This is a genomic window from Nonomuraea sp. NPDC049625, assembly GCF_040675285.1.
GTDB classification, from domain to species: domain Bacteria; phylum Actinomycetota; class Actinomycetes; order Streptosporangiales; family Streptosporangiaceae; genus Nonomuraea; species Nonomuraea angiospora_A.
The window spans coordinates 363,659-380,120 of the sequence record NZ_JBFAOQ010000013.1; the positions used below are offsets into that span (position 1 = coordinate 363,659).

Annotated in this window: 16 protein-coding genes and 1 rRNA gene; 11 read left to right on the forward strand and 6 right to left on the reverse strand. The window is 70.7% G+C overall.

From position 1 onward, the window contains the following. Window positions 1–199 precede the first annotated feature (199 nt). From aroA to hisN, 3 genes are all read left to right on the forward strand, one after another. Window positions 200–1,510, forward strand: a complete 1,311-nt coding sequence (aroA, locus tag AB0J87_RS44070) for a 3-phosphoshikimate 1-carboxyvinyltransferase (RefSeq protein ID WP_363976665.1) — start codon at window positions 200–202, stop codon at window positions 1,508–1,510. 250 nt (window positions 1,511–1,760) lie between these two features. Further along, window positions 1,761–2,804, forward strand: coding sequence for a ribosome small subunit-dependent GTPase A (gene rsgA / locus AB0J87_RS44075; RefSeq protein WP_363976713.1), 1,044 nt, complete (start codon window positions 1,761–1,763; stop codon window positions 2,802–2,804). Window positions 2,805–3,658: 854 nt separating this feature from the next. Continuing rightward, window positions 3,659–4,456 carry a histidinol-phosphatase gene (hisN, locus tag AB0J87_RS44080; protein WP_363976716.1) on the forward strand — a complete coding sequence of 266 codons (798 nt, stop codon included), beginning with the start codon at window positions 3,659–3,661 and terminating at the stop codon, window positions 4,454–4,456. Here hisN and AB0J87_RS44085 read toward each other — a convergent pair. Further along, window positions 4,446–6,137, reverse strand: a complete 1,692-nt coding sequence (locus tag AB0J87_RS44085) for a right-handed parallel beta-helix repeat-containing protein (RefSeq protein ID WP_363976667.1) — start codon at window positions 6,135–6,137, stop codon at window positions 4,446–4,448. The two genes, hisN and AB0J87_RS44085, sit on opposite strands and share 11 nt — an antisense overlap. 63 nt (window positions 6,138–6,200) lie before the next feature. On the opposite strand from AB0J87_RS44085, the gene AB0J87_RS44090 reads away from it, so the two are divergent. Beyond that, a complete protein-coding gene (locus AB0J87_RS44090) occupies window positions 6,201–7,043 on the forward strand; it encodes a TetR/AcrR family transcriptional regulator (protein ID WP_363976670.1) in 843 nt (280 codons plus the stop codon). Here the strand turns inward: AB0J87_RS44090 and AB0J87_RS44095 are convergent. Together AB0J87_RS44095 and AB0J87_RS44100 are read right to left on the reverse strand one after the other, a co-directional pair. Continuing rightward, on the reverse strand, window positions 7,040–7,825 hold the full coding sequence (locus AB0J87_RS44095) for a fructosamine kinase family protein (RefSeq protein ID WP_363976673.1): 786 nt from the start codon (window positions 7,823–7,825) through the stop codon (window positions 7,040–7,042). The genes AB0J87_RS44090 and AB0J87_RS44095 overlap by 4 nt on opposite strands. Beyond that, complete coding sequence (locus AB0J87_RS44100) at window positions 7,812–8,285, reverse strand: low molecular weight protein-tyrosine-phosphatase (protein WP_363976676.1); 474 nt, start codon at window positions 8,283–8,285, stop codon at window positions 7,812–7,814. Before AB0J87_RS44100 ends, AB0J87_RS44095 begins: the two co-directional genes overlap by 14 nt. A 122-nt stretch (window positions 8,286–8,407) precedes the next feature. Between AB0J87_RS44100 and pstS the strand changes: the two genes are divergently transcribed. The 5 genes from pstS to AB0J87_RS44125 are packed head-to-tail and all read left to right on the forward strand — an operon-like array spanning window position 8,408 to window position 12,887. Next, window positions 8,408–9,511, forward strand: a complete 1,104-nt coding sequence (gene pstS / locus AB0J87_RS44105; protein WP_350729250.1) for a phosphate ABC transporter substrate-binding protein PstS — start codon at window positions 8,408–8,410, stop codon at window positions 9,509–9,511. A 6-nt stretch (window positions 9,512–9,517) separates the two neighbouring features. Further along, on the forward strand, window positions 9,518–10,498 hold the full coding sequence (gene pstC / locus AB0J87_RS44110) for a phosphate ABC transporter permease subunit PstC (protein WP_350729249.1): 981 nt from the start codon (window positions 9,518–9,520) through the stop codon (window positions 10,496–10,498). Further along, window positions 10,495–11,370 (forward strand): phosphate ABC transporter permease PstA, encoded by an 876-nt coding sequence (gene pstA / locus AB0J87_RS44115; protein WP_363976680.1) that lies wholly within the window; start codon window positions 10,495–10,497, stop codon window positions 11,368–11,370. The genes pstC and pstA overlap by 4 nt, the downstream gene beginning before the upstream one ends. Before the next feature lie 15 nt (window positions 11,371–11,385). After that, window positions 11,386–12,162, forward strand: a complete 777-nt coding sequence (pstB, locus tag AB0J87_RS44120) for a phosphate ABC transporter ATP-binding protein PstB (RefSeq protein WP_357750699.1) — start codon at window positions 11,386–11,388, stop codon at window positions 12,160–12,162. Beyond that, the gene (locus AB0J87_RS44125) at window positions 12,162–12,887 is read left to right on the forward strand and encodes a response regulator transcription factor (RefSeq protein WP_363976683.1); all 726 of its coding nucleotides are present in this window, start codon (window positions 12,162–12,164) and stop codon (window positions 12,885–12,887) included. The genes pstB and AB0J87_RS44125 overlap by 1 nt, the downstream gene beginning before the upstream one ends. Here the strand turns inward: AB0J87_RS44125 and AB0J87_RS44130 are convergent. Continuing rightward, on the reverse strand, window positions 12,856–13,788 hold the full coding sequence (locus AB0J87_RS44130; RefSeq protein ID WP_363976686.1) for a serine hydrolase: 933 nt from the start codon (window positions 13,786–13,788) through the stop codon (window positions 12,856–12,858). The genes AB0J87_RS44125 and AB0J87_RS44130 overlap by 32 nt on opposite strands. A gap of 33 nt (window positions 13,789–13,821) precedes the next feature. Beyond that, window positions 13,822–14,709 (reverse strand): phenylalanine 4-monooxygenase, encoded by an 888-nt coding sequence (locus tag AB0J87_RS44135; RefSeq protein ID WP_363976689.1) that lies wholly within the window; start codon window positions 14,707–14,709, stop codon window positions 13,822–13,824. Between the two features lie 127 nt (window positions 14,710–14,836). On the opposite strand from AB0J87_RS44135, the gene AB0J87_RS44140 reads away from it, so the two are divergent. Next, window positions 14,837–15,289, forward strand: a complete 453-nt coding sequence (locus AB0J87_RS44140) for an Lrp/AsnC family transcriptional regulator (protein WP_363976692.1) — start codon at window positions 14,837–14,839, stop codon at window positions 15,287–15,289. Window positions 15,290–15,324: 35 nt separating this feature from the next. Further along, a complete protein-coding gene (locus tag AB0J87_RS44145) occupies window positions 15,325–16,314 on the forward strand; it encodes a hypothetical protein (protein WP_363976695.1) in 990 nt (329 codons plus the stop codon). 56 nt (window positions 16,315–16,370) lie between these two features. Here the strand turns inward: AB0J87_RS44145 and rrf are convergent. Next, a 5S ribosomal RNA gene (gene rrf / locus AB0J87_RS44150) occupies window positions 16,371–16,462 on the reverse strand; the annotation flags it as partial.

Consider the following 16,462-nt stretch of genomic DNA (forward strand, 5'->3'; position numbering starts at 1 on the left):
CCCACCCCCGCCTACCTCGGAACCTGCACGAAAACCGGAGGCAGGCCCACCCCCGCCTACCTCGGGACGTCCACGAAAACCGGAGGCCCACCCCCGCCGGCGCACCTGATGACCGGCGTTGTCCACAGGGCGCGACGGCACGCGAGACGCCGTCCACAGGCTGTGACCCTCGCCCTACCACTCCCAGTACTCTTTGACCATGCCCGCTCCGACCACGCCCACGCCGACCACGCCGCACTGGCCCGCGCCCACGGCGACCTCTCCGGTCACCGCCACCGTCCCGCTGCCCGGCTCCAAGTCGGTGACCAACCGCGCGCTCGTCCTGGCCGCGCTCGCCGACGGCCCCGGCGTCGTGCGCCGGGCGCTGCGCAGCCGCGACGCGGACCTGATGGCGTCGGCCCTGCGGGCCCTGGGCGCCACCCTGGAGCCCGCCGACGAGAGCGCCGCGGGGGTCGACTGGCACGTGACGCCGGGCCCGATCCGGGGCGGCGCGAGCATCGACGCGGGCCTGGCCGGCACGGTCATGCGGTTCGTCCCGCCGGTGGCCGCCCTGGCCGACGGCCCGGTCGCCTTCGACGGCGACCCGCACGCGCGCAAGCGCCCGATGGGTCCCATCCTCGACGCCCTGCGCTCGCTGGGCGCCAGGATCGACAACGACGCGCTGCCGTTCACGATCAGCGGGCCGCTGGCGGGCGGCGAGGTCACGCTGGACGCGTCGGGCTCGTCGCAATTCGTGTCGGGGCTGCTGCTGACCGCGGCGCGGTTCGAGAAGGGCATCACGATCCGCCACGTCGGCCCGCCGGTGCCCTCGCAGCCGCACATCGAGATGACCGTGGAGATGCTCAGGGCGGCGGGCGTCACGGTCGACGACAGCGAGTCCGACGTGTGGCGCGTCGAGCCCGGCCCGATCGCGGCCAGAGACATGACGGTGGAGCCCGACCTGTCCAACGCGGCCCCGTTCCTGGCCGCCGCCCTGGTCACGGGCGGCACCGTGACGATCCCCACCTGGCCGGAGCGCACCACGCAGCCCGGCGACGCCCTGCGCGGCCTCCTCACCGCGATGGGCGCCACCGTGACCCGCTCCCCCGACGGAGCCGACCTGGTGGTCACGGGGCGGCCCACGGGCGAGATCACCGGCATCGACGCCGACCTCCACGAGGTGGGCGAGCTGACCCCCACCATCGCCGCCCTCGCCGCGCTCGCGACCACGCCGAGCCGCATCCGGGGCATCGCCCACCTGCGCGGCCACGAGACCGACCGGCTGGCCGCGCTCGCCACCGAGATCAACCGGCTGGGCGGCGACGCGGAGGAGACCGCCGACGGCCTGATCATCCGCCCCCGCCCGCTGCACGGCGGCACCTTCCACAGCTATGACGACCACCGCATGGCCACAGCCGGAGCCGTGATCGGCCTCAGGGTGCCCGGCGTGGAGGTGGAGAACATCGCGACGACCGCCAAGACCCTGCCGGAGTTCGTCCGGATGTGGGACGGCATGTTGGAGGCCCGGTGACCCGGCGGCGCCTGCCCTCGGGCGCGGGTTTCGCACCGGAAACGCCGGGCACGTCGGAAAAGGGCGGTCCGTGAGGGTCCGCCGCCTGTATGGCGAGGAAAAGATCCAGCAGCACGGCGCCACCCCGGCCTGCCCGCGGCGGCGTCCGATCCCCCATCAGCACCGGCCGGCCGACGACGCGTCTCCGGCCTGACCGGGGCGACCGCGCAGGTCATCGAGCGAAAGCGAGCGAGGACATGGGAGCAGACCGCTGAAGAAGCGGGAGTACGACGAGGACGACGTACGGGTCAGGCCGGGCAAGGGCTCCAGGCCGCGGACCCGGATCCGTCCTGCTCACGAGGACGCCGTGCAGGGCTTCGTGGTGGCCGTGGACCGCGGCCGCTACACGACGCTGGTCGAGCCCGAACGCCCGAAGGGGTCCGCGCAGAAACGCAAGCAGCAGCCGCAGCGGCGCCTGGTGGTGGCCATGAAGGCCCGCGAGCTGGGCCGCAAGGGCATCGTGGTGGGTGACCGGGTGGCCCTCGTCGGCGACGTCTCGGGCCGCCCCGACACGCTGGCCAGGGTCGTCCGCGTGGAGCCCCGCACGTCGATGCTGCGCCGCTCGGCCGACGACACCGAAGACACCGACGGCATCGAGCGCCCAGTCGTGGCCAACGCCGACCAGCTCGTCATCGTCACCGCCCTGGCCGACCCGCCGCCCCGGCCCCGCATGATCGACCGCATCCTGGTGGCCGCGTTCGATGCCGAGATCGACACCCTGCTCTGCCTCACCAAGTCCGACCTCGCCCCGCCCGACGAGCTGGTGGCCCTCTACGAGCCGCTGGGCGTCCCGCACGTCGTCGTGCACAAGGGCGGCTCCCTGGAGGAGCTCCGCGACCACCTGAAGGGCCGCGTCAGCGTCCTGGTCGGCCACTCGGGCGTCGGCAAGTCCACCCTGGTCAACGCCCTGGTCCCGGACGCCAACCGCGCCGTCTCCCAGGTCAACGCCGTAACGGGCCGCGGCCGCCACACCTCCACCTCGGCCGTGGCGCTGGAGCTGCCGGAGAGCGGCTGGATCATCGACACCCCGGGCGTACGCAGCTTCGGCCTGGCCCACGTGTCCATGGAAACGGTCCTGGCCGCGTTCCCGGACCTGGTGGAGGGCACGGTCGACTGCCCGAAGGGCTGCACACACCTGGGCCCGGAGTGCGCCCTGGACGCCTGGGTCGCCGCCGGCAACGCCGATCCCACCCGCCTCAATTCCCTCCGCCGCCTCCTCTCCAGCCGCGAAGGCACCCTCGACGACACCCCTTGACCCCAGCCAGAGCCCCCGGCCCACCCGGCGACGCCGGGCACCGACCAGGGCACGCCCGCCGACGCCGCAGACGCCCCCTGCACACCGGCCACGGCGCTCCCGAGGGCGCCGCCGCCGGTCCCGCCACCCCGCACCCCACCACCGAGCACCCGGTCCCTGTGACGCCGTGCAGCGGCGCACAACGCAACGCGCCCGCCGAAGGCCTTGCACGCCCGCGGCCAAGCGCCCTGTCGAGAGCCCTCGCACGCCCGCCATCAAGCGCCCCGCCGTCACGGGCCCCAACGCCATGCCGCCGCACGAGTCCCGCCATCGAGCGTCCTGCCGTCGAGCGCACCCGGCGACGCCACGCGGACCCCACGCACCGACCAGGCCGCGCCCGCCGAGACCGCCGACGTCCCCTTGCGCATTGGCCACAGCGCTCCCGGAGGCGCTGCCTGCCCGCCACTCGCGCGGCCCGCGCCCGACCGCCAAGCAAAGCGTCCTTAGGGTGACGCAGTGCAGCGCGGTCGGCGGTCGAAGGCCTGCGTTGCCATCGTCACCGGCCACGCCGTCCGCCGAGAACGCGCCACCGCCCCTCACCGCCGCGCCATTGCCACACCGCACCCCGCACCGCGCCGTCGCCACACCGCGCCGTCGCCACACCGCGCCGTCGCCCCGCCACGCACCGCCGCGACACCGCCGCGACACCGCCGCCATGCACCGCCGGCCAGCCCAGCACCACCCCATCCCAGCCCCGCGTCGTCGCCGTTCCGTCGTTTGGGGTGGTGGCGACACGCGCGAGATGGACACCGTTACCAGAAAAGGGGCGTTGGTGACTGATGTTCTGTATGGCGGACACGGTAGCGTGGGCGACCGTGCAGGGTTACAACGATGATCTCCGGCTGGCCCACGTCATGGCGGACGCCGCCGATGACCTGACCATGCGGCGGTTCAAGGCGGTCGATCTCAAGGTCGACACCAAGCCCGATCTGACGCCGGTCAGCGATGCCGACCGCACCGTGGAGGAGGCCATCCGGGGTACGCTGCGCCGCGCCAGGCCGCGCGACGCCGTGGTGGGCGAGGAGTTCGGGAAGACCGGCTGGGGCGCCCGTTCGTGGATCATCGACCCCATCGACGGCACGAAGAACTACGTGCGCGGCGTCCCCGTCTGGGCGACCCTGATCGCGCTCATGGAGTACGGCAGGGTCGTCGTCGGCCTGGTGTCGGCCCCCGCGCTGGGCCGCCGGTGGTGGGCGGCGACCGAGGGCGGCGCGTGGACCGGCAAGAGCCTGACGAAGGCGTCCCGGATGCGGGTGTCCTCCGTGTCCAGCCTGGAGGACGCGTCGTTCTCGTACTCCAGCTTCGGCGGATGGGAGAAGACGGGCAAGCTCGACAACTTCCTCGACCTCAACCGAGCCTGCTGGCGCACCCGGGCCTACGGGGACTTCTGGTCGCACATGATGGTCGCCGAGGGATCGGTGGACCTGTCGGCCGAGCCCGAGCTGTCGCCGTGGGACATGGCGGCGCTCACCGTGATCGTCGAGGAGGCCGGCGGCAAGTGGACCGACGTCTCCGGCGTGAAGGGCCTGGAGGGCGGCAGCCTGGTCTGCACGAACGGCATCCTGCACACCGAGGTGATCGACCGCCTCAACGGCACCTCGATCATCTCCTGAGCCCCGCCCGGGACTGGATGGCGGCGGTGGCGGCGTCCAGCGCTGCGCCGTCCTTGATCGTCACGTTGTCCTCGTAACGGACCCCGCTCGGCGGGTTGTCGTGACCGATGGGGTCGGCGTCCCAGAAGTTGCCCCGGTAGATCACGTTCTCCAGCGGCGGCCCGACCTCCAGGACGGAGGTGCTGTCGGCCCGCATGACGACGTTCCCCTCGACCGTCACCCACGAGGCGCCGTAGTCGGTGTAGAGCCCGAAGTTGTACGGCGTCCGCGTGTCCTTGATGACGTTCCCCTGGACCAGGGCCTGGTTGTCAGCCGAGTCGCCCTGCACCCCGGACAGGTAGATGCCGCCCCCGTCGGCCAGCGTCCCCATGGTGTCCACGGTGAGGTTGCGCAGGACCTGCGTCCCCTCCCCGGGGCCGACGGTGATGCCGCAGTGCGGGACGTCCGTCACCTCGTTGTTGGCGATGACGCATCCGTACGTGCCCGTCACGCCGATCCCCGGTGAGCCGCTGTATTCGAGCCCGATGTGGTGAACCCTGTTGTCCTCGACAGAGGCGTTCCGCGTCCCCGACATCACGATGCCGCCGCCCGACAGGGTGTCGAAGTCGCAGGTCCGCACCACGACCTCGGCGCCGCCGGAAACCCCGAGCCCCGTCGCCCCGAGCCGGGTGAACCGGCAGCCCTCGACCTCCGCCCCGACCGCGTCCTCGAACGTCACGCACGCGGGAATCGTCACGGACGCCGTCGGATACGTCACGGACGCGCCCTCGCCGAGCACCGCCGTCTCGACACCGCCGCCCTCGTAGTAGCCGTTCCCGTGATAGTGCAGGAACCCCTCCGGGCGGCTCGGCCGCAGCCACGTCGCGTCCGCGAACACCAGTCCCCTGAACGCCACGTCCCGCGCCCCCGCCACGCGCACCAGCGTCTCCAGGACCGGCGCCACCACCCGCGTACGAGCGGGATCCTCCCCGGGGATGGGCAGGTAGAGCAGCACGTGGCGCCCGGGCCGCGAGCGGTCGAGCACGAAGGTCCCGGGCTCGCGCAGGAAGCTCGGGTCGTTCTCGATCCTGGTCGGCAGCCCCGGACCGCTCGACGTCTGCCCCGCCCAGACCGAGTTGTACAGCTCGGCGGCCCACCCGAACGCGGGCTGCGCCATCGTGACCACCGTGTCCCCGGACACCGACGCCACCCCGCAGCGCGCCTCGGTCCACGGGTAGACGCCCCGGTGGACGAACTCGACGTCCCCCGGGCTCCGCCACCCGAGCGGCTCGTCCGTGACGTAACCGGTGGCGGTCGCCCGAGCGTCGCCGGGCAGGCCGGCGATCCAGGCGCGCTCGGCCCGGCGGCCGTCCACGTAGAGCTGGCGGGTGTCGAGGTCGCCGACCTCCGCCGTCCAGACGCCGTCCCGCACCTGCCACCCCGTGATCGGCCGGCCGCCGCTCACCACCGCCTCCTCCTGCTCGGGAGTGCCGTACCCGGACGCCTGGTACACCGTCCCGGAGTCGGCCTCGCCGAGCGAGAACGGCTCCGTCAGCGCGTGGATCCCGCCCCGGAGGTGCACGACGGCGCCGCCGGCCACCTCGCGGGCCGCGGAGCGCGCGCGTTCGAGGGTGGCGAACGGGTGGTCGGCCGAGCCGGGACCCGAGTCGTCGCCTGAGGGTGCGACGTGGAAGTGGAACATCACAGACCGCCTTTGCTGTTTATGCCGTACACGTAGTAGACACCATAAACAGGAGGAGGCGACATGACAACCGACCCCGAAGTCGAACTGCTCTGGCGGGAGGAGGATCGCGAGCCGCGGCCCGGCCTGAGCCTGGGCAGGATCGTGCGGGCCGCCATCGAGATCGCCGACGCGGATGGCCTGGAGGGCCTGTCGATGCGCAAGGTCGCCGACCGGCTCGGGTTCACGACCATGTCCCTCTACCGCCACGTCCCCGGCCGCGACCAGCTCGTGGACCTGATGGTCGACGAGGCCTACAGCGAACGGGCAAGCACCCCCGAGGAGCCCGAGACAGGGCAGGGGTGGCGGATGCGGCTGGAGGCCGCGGCCAGGCAGGGCTGGCAACTGCGCCGGCGGCACCCATGGCTGGCCGAGGTACGCGGCACCCGCCACCTTCCCGGCCCCAACGCCATCGCCTACTACGAGCACATGCTGAGCACCCTCACCGGCACCGGCCTGCGCCCTTCCGAGGTGATCGCCGTCGTGGGCATGCTGGGCCGGTTCGTGGACGCCGAGGCGCTGACCCTGGTCGAGACCCGGCGCGAGGAACGCCGCAGCGGCGTGTCCGAGCAGGACTGGTGGGGCAGCCGCGACGCCCTCTACGAGCGCCTCAACAGTTTCCCCACGCTTTCCCGCCTCTGGACGGAGGGCGGCTGGGACCACCCCGAGGACTCGTTCGAGTTCGGCCTGCGCCGCCAGCTCGACGGCGTCGAGGCTCTCATCCGAGAGCGTGACGAAAGCCGTGATGAAAGCTCAGCATGCCTCGAGTGCGGCACCCCGCTGGAACCGGCGCCGTCCGGCCGCCCCCGCGTCTACTGCTCCCGCGCCTGCCAGCAACGCGCCTACCGCAAGCGCAAGAACGGCTAGAGCGCGAGCACGGCCCGGACCGCGTTCATCAGCCCGTCACGATAGGACCCGCCGAACAACACCACATGAACGAGCAGCGGATGCAGCTGGTGCAGCGGCACCCGCCCCCGCCACCCCTCCGCCGGCGGAAACTCCTCCTGGTACGCCCCCAGCACCCGATCGAGGTACGGCAGCCCGAACAGCGCCAGCATGGCCAGATCGGTCTCCCGATGCCCGCCATGGGCCGCCGGATCGATCAGCACGCCCGACCCGCCCGACCACAGCACGTTCCCGTTCCACAGGTCCCCATGGATCCGCGCCGGCGGCTCCGCAGGCCCCGCCACCTCGGCGAACCTCTCCACGGCCCGCTCGACCAGCGCCGCGTCCGAAGCAGGCAGCCGCGCCTGCCGCAGGAACGGCAGTACCCGCCGGCAGGCGTAGAAGCCGGGCCAATCCGAGCAGGGCGAGTTGTCCATCGGCAGGTCGGCGATGAACCCCGGCCACGGCGCGCCGAAGCCGGCCGCTCCCGCCCGGTGCAGCCGGGCCAGCGAACGCCCGAACCGCTCGGCCGCCGCCGCGCTGGGCGCCTCCTCGCGTACCCATGACAGCACCAGCCGATCGGGCCCCACCTCCACCACCTCGGGCACCACGGCGGCCTCCCCCAGCCACCGCAGCCCGGCCGCCTCCGAGGCGAACACCTCGGAGGCGGCCCCGGTCTTGGCGAACACCTCGCGCCCGTCGTCCAGCACGCCCTTCAGCAGCCGCCGGCCGTGCGACGAGCCGAGCTCTTCAGCCGATCTCATCGGCGATGTGCTTGGCCAGCCCCTCGGAGGCCGACTCGACCAGCGCGAGCACCTCCTCGAAGCCCTCGGGGCCCCCGTAGTACGGATCGGGCACCTCGGCCCCCTCCTCCGCCGCGGGATCGAACGACCGGAACAGCCGCACCTCCGCCCCCACCGGCGCCATCCGCCGCAGATTGGCGAGGTTGTCCTGGTCCATGGCCAGCACCAGGTCGTACCGGTCGAACCAGTCCTTGGTGAACTGCCGGGCCCGGTGCGCCGAGCCGTCATAGCCGTACTGTCCGAGGATGGCCAGCGCCCGCTCGTCCATGGGGTCCCCGGCGTGCCAACCGCCGGTTCCGGCGCTCTCCACGGTGACGCGGTCGCCCAGCCCGCGCTCGGCGAGCGTCTGGCGGAGCACCACTTCCGCCATGGGGGATCGGCAGATGTTGCCCATGCACACCAGGCATACGCGATAAGTCATAACTCCCATCATGGGGGCGACCGGGCCCGTTCACCGAACGTTCACCCTTGTCAGGGGGCTGCGGTCACCTTCGGTGCATAGCTTTCATGGCGACTAAGGACCAAGTGGGAGGAAACCCAACCGTGAAGTATGCAGGCCGGCTCGCCGCCGTAGCCGTCGTCGGCGCGCTCTCCCTCGCTGCGTGCGGCACAGACAACAATGCCCCCGCTGGCAGCACGACTTCCGCCAGTGCACCCGCCGCGGGCAATGACAATGGTCTGAGCGGTACGATCAACGCCGCGGGCTCCTCGGCCCAGGCCAACGCGATCACCGAGTGGACGAAGAACTTCACGGCCACGAACCCCGGTGTCACCCTCAACTACCAGCCCAGCGGCTCCGGCGCGGGTGTGCAGGCGTTCATCCAGGGCACGGTGGCCTTCGCCGGCTCCGACTCGGCGCTGAAGGATGACCAGCCCGCGCAGGCCGACGCCCGCTGCAAGACCGGCAAGGCCATCAACATCCCGATGGTGACCGGCCCCATCGCGGTGGTCTACAACCTGCCCGGCGTCGAGGGCCTGCAGCTGTCGCCGAAGACCCTCGGCGGCATCTTCGACAGCAAGATCACCAAGTGGGACGACGCCGCGATCAAGGCGGACAACCCCAGCGCCAAGCTGCCCTCCACCCCGATCCAGGCGTTCCACCGCTCGGACGAGTCGGGCACCAGCGACAACTTCACCAAGTTCCTCAAGGCCACCGCCGGCTGGGCCTACGAGCCCGCCAAGGCGTGGCCCGCCGAGGCCAAGGGCCAGGGCGCCAAGGGCTCCGACGGCATCGCCTCCTCCGTGAAGGACACCGAGGGCGCGATCAGCTACGTCGAGCTCTCCTACGCCGAGAACTCGTCGCTGCAGAAGGCCAAGGTCTCCAACGGCGCCAACGAGTTCGTCGAGCTCACCCCCGAGAGCGCGGCGAAGACGATCGAGACCGCCACGATCAAGGGCACCGGCAACGACCTCGCCCTGTCGATCGACTACGCCACCAAGACCCCGGGCGCCTACCCGATCGTCCTGGTGACCTACGAGATCACCTGCGAGAAGGGCCTGTCGGCGGAGGAGACGAAGCTGGTCAAGGGCTTCCTCACCTACACCGCCAGTGACGAGGGTCAGGCGGCCCTGAAGGAGCTGGGCTACGCCCCGCTGGCCGGCGACCTGCTCACCAAGGTCCGCACCGCTGTCGAGGCGATCTCCTAGCCACCGATGGCCAACGATCTGAAGACCCGTGACGGCGGACCGGCCATGAGCCGGTCCGCCTCGCGGCGCAGCCATGGTGAAGGCCCCTTCCGCTTCCTCTCCACGGCGGCGGGCGTCCTCCTGCTGGCGATCATGGCGGCCATCGCCGTGTTCCTCATCAGCGAGGCGATCCCCGCCCTGCAGGCGAACAAGGCGTCCTTCTTCACCGAGCTGACCTGGGACCCCAACGGCCAGAAGGTGTTCGGCATCGCCGCCCTGGCGTTCGGGACCGTCCTCAGCTCGACACTCGCGCTCGTCATCGCCACCCCGATCGCGGTCGGCGTCGCGCTGTTCATCTCCCACTACGCGCCCCGCCGCCTGGCCTCGGGGCTCGGCTACCTGGTCGACCTGCTCGCCGCCGTGCCCAGTGTGGTCTACGGCCTGTGGGGCCTGGCGTTCCTGGTGCCGCTGATCCGAGAGCCGTCCCAGTGGCTCAACGAGACCTTCGGCTGGTTCCCGCTGTTCGCCGGAGAGGGCGCCATCGGCGGCAAGACCATGCTCGCGGGCTCGATCGTGCTGGCGATCATGATCCTGCCGATCATCGCGGCGATCTCGCGTGAGGTGTTCCTCCAGGCGCCGAAGATGAACGAAGAGGCGGCCCTGGCGCTCGGCGCCACCCGCTGGGAGATGATCAGGATGGCCGTGCTGCCGTTCGGCCGCCCGGGCGTCATCAGCGCCGCCATGCTCGGCCTCGGCCGCGCCATGGGCGAGACCATCGCGGTCGCGCTGATCTTCCCCGCGACCTTCGACATCACCTTCGAGATCCTGACGCCCCACGCCAACAGCATCGCGGCGAACATCGCCAACGGCTTCGGCGAGGCGACCCAGATCGGCCGCGGGGCGCTGATCGCCTCCGGTCTGGTGCTGTTCGTCATCACCCTGCTGGTGAACATGGGAGCGCGCCTGATCATCAACCGCCGCAAAGAGTACTCGAGGGCCGGCGCATGACAGCAATCCAGCACATCTCGACCAGCCGCCGGATCAAGGACAAGATCGTCCAGGGGCTGGTCTACCTGGCGTTCGGGCTGGCCGTCGTGCCGCTCATCTCGGTGCTCTGGCTGGTCATCTCCAACGGTCTGGCCCGCTTCGACCTCGAGTTCCTGACCCACTCGATGCGCGGCATCGGCGCCCGTGACGCGGGCGGCGGCGCGTACCACGCGATCATCGGAACGCTGGAGCAGGTCCTGCTCGCCTCGGCCGTCTCGGTCCCCATCGGCCTGCTCACCGCGATCTACCTGGTCGAGTACGGCAACGGCGGCCGGCTGAGCCGATCGATCAGCTTCTTCGTGGACGTCATGACCGGCATCCCCTCGGTCGTCTCCGGTCTGTTCGTCTTCGCGTTCTGGATCCTCGTCCTGGGCTTCCAGTTCTCCGGCTGGGCCGGCGCGCTCGCGCTGTCGATCCTGATGATGCCGACCGTGGTCAGATCGGCCGAGGAAATGCTCCGGCTGGTGCCCAACGACCTGCGAGAGGCCTCGTACGCGCTGGGTGTGGCCAAGTGGCGCACGATCATGAAGGTCGTGCTGCCGACGGCGCTCACCGGCATCGTCACCGGCGTCATGCTGGCCGTGGCCCGCGTCGCCGGCGAGACCGCGCCGCTGCTGATGACGGTGTTCTTCACCAACTCCATCAACAACGATCCGTTCACCGGACCGCAGATGGGCCTGCCGCTCTTCGTGTTCGACCAGGCGGCCCGCCCGAACGACACCGCCATCGACCGGGCGTGGACCGGCGCCCTCACGCTCATCCTGATCGTCATGCTGCTCAACCTGGTGGCGCGCCTGATCGCCTGGTGGCGTGCGCCCGCCAGGGGCCGATAGGGGGTAACCGCCGCAATGTCCAAGCAGATCCAGGTCTCGGGTCTCGACGCGTACTACGGGTCGCACAAGGCGATCGAGGACGTGTCGATGACCATCGAACCCCGTTCGATCACCGCGTTCATCGGCCCGTCCGGGTGCGGCAAGTCGACGTTCCTGCGCACGCTCAACCGCATGCACGAAGTGATCCCGGGCGCCCGGGTGGATGGCAAGGTCCTGCTCGACGGCGAGGACCTGTACGCCCCCACCGTCGCGCCCGTCTCGGTGCGCCGGATGATCGGCATGGTCTTCCAGCGCCCCAACCCGTTCCCCACGATGTCGATCTACGAGAACGTGGCCGCCGGCCTCAAGCTCAACGGCCGGGTCGGCAAGTCGCAGCTCGACGGGATCGTGGAGGAGTCGCTCAAGGGCGCCAACCTCTGGAACGAGGTCAAGGACCGCCTGAACAAGCCGGGCGCCGGCCTGTCGGGCGGTCAGCAGCAGCGTCTCTGCATCGCCCGGGCCATCGCGGTCAAGCCGCAGGTCCTGCTGATGGACGAGCCGTGCTCGGCGCTCGACCCGATCTCCACGCTGGCCATCGAGGACCTGATGGCCAAGCTCAAGGACGAGTACACGATCGTCATCGTCACCCACAACATGCAGCAGGCCGCCCGGGTGAGCGACAGGACCGCGTTCTTCAACCTCGCCGAGCAGGGCAAGCCCGGCAAGGTGATCGAGATGGACGAGACGTCCCGCATGTTCACCAACCCGTCCCAGAAGGCAACAGAGGATTACATCACGGGGCGCTTCGGCTGATGACCCAACAGCAGGCGGCATCCACGATGATCGGGGACGCGCGGACGAAGCCCGTACTGCTCATCGCCGACCCCGACGGCGCGGTCGTGGAAGACCTCGCCACGGCGCTCGAACGGGAGGGCGTGTCCGTCACAGGCACGCCCGACGGGGCTCAGGGCCTTCTCCAGGCGGGAGCCCTGCAGCCTGACGTGGTGCTCGTCTCGGCCACGCTGCCGGTCATAGACGCGGTGGAGTTCGTCCGCGCGGTACGGCTGGCGCGCGCCGTACCCGTCCTGCTCGGCGTCGGCGAGGGCCACGCCGAGCAGGCGGTACGCGCGCTCGCCGCCGGCGCGGCCGCCTGCGTGGCCCGGCCCTACCGGGTGGCGGAGCTGCTGCCGTTCATCCAGGCGGCCTCGCCCGGCGCGCGCCAGGTGCTCGCCGTGGGCGGGGTCGAGCTGGACGTGCAGGCCTATCAGGTACGGGTGGGCGGGCGAGCGGTCCACCTGCCCCTGCGGGAGTTCGAATTACTGCACTACCTGATGCGCAACGCCGATCGCACGGTGACCCGCGAGCAGATCATGCGCCACGTGTGGCACGCCGCGGCCAACACCTCGACGAACACGATCGCGGTGCACGTCAAACGCCTGCGCGCCCGGCTGGGCGACGAGGACGACCAGCTCATCCAGACCGTACGGGGCGTCGGCTACCGCCTGGTCACGCCTGGCACTTCCGGAAGTCCTGCATAATCCGCTTCGTCACGCCTTCGACCGTCGCTATGCCGTACCCCACCTCGGGACTTCCCTCGGTGAGTACGGCAACGGCGTAGGCGTGGCCGTCGCCCCTGATCAGGCCCACGCTGACCGTGGCCCAGAGCTTGTTCGAGACGTGCTTGAGCCAGCCGTTCTTCAGCGCCACGCGGTCGCCCGCGCACGCGGCGGCGCTGATGCCCCAGTTCTGGCCCGCCACGACGTGACCCATGAGCTTCAGCACCTGATCGCGGTCCTTGGCCTTCAGCGGGCTCTTGCCGGACACCAGGGCCCGCATGAGGCGGATCTGGTCGTCCACCGACGTTCGGGTGATTCCCCAGCAATACAGGTCAACGCACTCGCCTGGGACGCCCTGGGTGTGTTTGAGGCCCAGCTTCCTGCCTGCCTTGGTGAAGCCGGGCGCGCCGCCGATGCGTGACCAGAGGCGGTCGGCGGCGTGGTTGTCGCTGTAGCGGATCATGATGTCGGCGTCGTGCCGGACGGCCGCCGGCAGCCTCTTCCACGAGGTCCGCAGCAGCAGCGCCATGAGAATCTGCACCTTGGCCGTGCTGGCGGTGATCAGGCGCTCGCCCGGGTGGTAGCGGTAGAGCCGGCCGGTCGTCAGGTCCTTGACCATGGCGGTGACCTGACCGGACCGGCCCGCGAGGTAGCGGTCGAGCCGCTTGCCGATCCGCTCGGCCGGGATCGGCGCCAGGTTCTCCTCGGCCGCGACCTGCTCCAGCCGCGCACCGAAGGCCGCCTCGCGTACGCCCAGGACCGTTTCCCGCCGGGTGGGAGCGGGCGGCTGTGCCCGGACCCGGGCAGGCATCGGTAAGAGAGCTGTGAGCAGGGCGAGGGCGATGACCGCTCGGGGTATCGCCTGGCTGCGGCCCGCGATCATTGACGCATTATCACGAAAAATCGTGACAGGCCGCTAGATGTCCGCGGCGATCAATTTCGCGATCGAATCGTCGTCACACGTGGCCCAGAAGTCCCCCACGACATCCTCCAGGTGCTGGAGGGAGTCGGCCCGGAACAGCACGTCCTGATATTTCGTGATGTCGTAGTGCGTGGTCCCCATGGCGGACAGGTCCAGCGGCCTGACGTCCATCCCGCGGAACTCCTCGATCTCCCCGTACGACGAGAGGATCCCCGCTCCGTACGCCCTGAGCTCGCCCCTTTCCGCCATGACCCCGAACTCCATCGTGAACCAGAAGACCTTCGACACGAACTCCAGCGCCTCCTCGGACTCCACCCGCCGCGCGGCCTGCCCCGCCAGGTGGTACAGGGCGGCGTACCGGGGGGCGGCCAGCGCGTTGGCATGGCCGATCACCTCGTGGACGACGTCGGGCTCCGGCGTGTAGAAGGGTACGGAGTGGTGCCGGATGTACTGCGTCGAGTGGAAGAACCCGTCGGCCAGCACGCCGTAGAACTCGCGCAGCGGCACCAGCCCCGCGGCGGGCAGATACCGGAACCCGGTCAGCGGCTCCAGCAGCCGCGAGACCTCTTCGAGCTGCGGGATCCGCTCCTTCGGCAGCCCCAACTGCGCGGCGCCGTCCAGGTACTCGGCTGTGGCGTACTTGGCGTGCTTGACCGCCAGCTCCCTGGTGACCAGGGCCCAGACCTCGTGCTCCTCCTCGGTGTACTCGGCCGCCGGAATGGGCGTCCCCCGCCGGTGGTTGACGGCCAGCCCCGCGATCGCGTTCCGCCGCACCCGGTAGACCGCGTCCGCGAACCCCGGATGGGACGCGGCCAGCTCCACCACCACCGACCCGTCCTCCCGGGCTGCGACAGGGGCGAAGTATTGTGCTTCCTCGAACATGCTCCAAATGACAGCAATTCCGCGTTCTCTTGACAACAGCGACCAGTTTTGCTGCGCGATACGCTTGATTTCGCCTCCCCAAACCCACATCTTCTGCTCGAATCGCACAGTTCAGGGAGGGTCCGCCATGGACGATCTCGACGCCAGGTTGCTGGTGACCATGCGCGCCCATCCCCGCGTCGGCCTGACGGAGCTGGCCCGGCTGCTGGGGGTGGCGCGCGGCACCGTACAGGCCCGGGTGGAGAAGCTGACGGCGAGAGGCGTGATCGAGGACTTCGGCCCGACCGTGTCACCGGCCGGCGCTGGCTACCCCATCCTGGCGTTCGTGTGGCTGCAGATCGCCCAGGGGCGGCTGTCGGAGGCGGTGGAGGCGCTGCGTGCCGTACCGCAGATCCTGGAGGTGCACGGCACGAGCGGCCAGCACGACCTGCTGTGCCGGGTGGTCGCGCACACCACCGAACACCTGCAGGAGATCATCGCCAGCATCCTGGCGTCCCCGGCGGTGCAGCGCACGGACACGACCATCGCCCTGTCCACCCAGATCCCGTATCGCATCGAGCCCCTCCTCGAAAACCGCTAGGACCTCGGCGGCATCCAACCTGATGGAGGGGTGCCATGAAGAAGCTCATAGCGATCGCCGCCGTGGTGGCGGCCGGCGCGGCCCTGGTCCCGCTGTGGACCGCCGTTCGCGCTCCGGACCAGCGACCCCGCCCGGCTCCTGGCGAGGCCGCTGCCTACGCGTACCTGTGCGACAACGCCAAGGACGAGGGGCCGCACGATGAGTGCGGCCACTGGTTCGTGGTGACGTCCGGCGGAAGGACGTGGCAGCTCACGGACGCGGTGGAGCGGGGCTACGTGGACCTGACCGCGGACGGCCGCTACCTGGCCTACCAGCGGGCCGGCGACGGCCGCCTCGTGGTCCGGGACCTGGTGGGGGGAACCGTCCGTGCGGTCCAGGAGGCCGCGCCCGGGGTGGACGGGGACCGGCTCGCGTACCGGCCCGCGCTGCTGGGCAGGGGGCGCTGGCTGTACGTGGACTACGTGGCGGGCTGGCAAGGCGTGGACGAGCCTCCGAGCTTCGTCGTGGACGTCGCCACTGGCCGCACGGTGTGGCTGCTGCCCAGGGGCTCCTGGCTGGACCGGCTGGACGACGACGGATCGAGGCTCATGGTGGAGGACGACAAGTCGTTCTCGGTCATGGACGCCTCGGGGACCACCACGAGGCCGCTGCCGGCCCGCCTCCGCGCCGTCGAGGCGACCGGCGCCCTGGCCCCGGACGGGACGGGCCGGGCCGCGCAGGTCGTCTCCAGGAACTTCCCGGCGGGCGGCACCGACATCCGCCCGGCCCGGCTGGTCACCATCGACACCGGGACCGGAAAGGCACTCCATGACGTACGCCTCTCGCTCCCGTTGAAGGACAGGGCGAGCATCTGCGACGTCAGCCGGTGGGCCGGCTCTCGAGATGTTCTGCTGAGATGCGGAACGAGCGAACTGTTCCACGAAATCATCTTCCGCGTGGACACCCGGACGGGGCGCCACACCAAGGTGGGAGAGACGCGGCCGCCCAGGTCACACCTGTTCGAGCTGGTGCGGGCGGCGGATTAGCCCCTAAAACAAGAAATGGCCCCACGCACCGGCGTGGGGCCATTTCTATAAAAATTGTCCGGCGGCGACCTACTCTCCCACACCCTCCCGAGTGCAGTACCATCGGCGCAGAGAAGCTTAACTTCCGGGTTCGGAATGTAACCGGGTG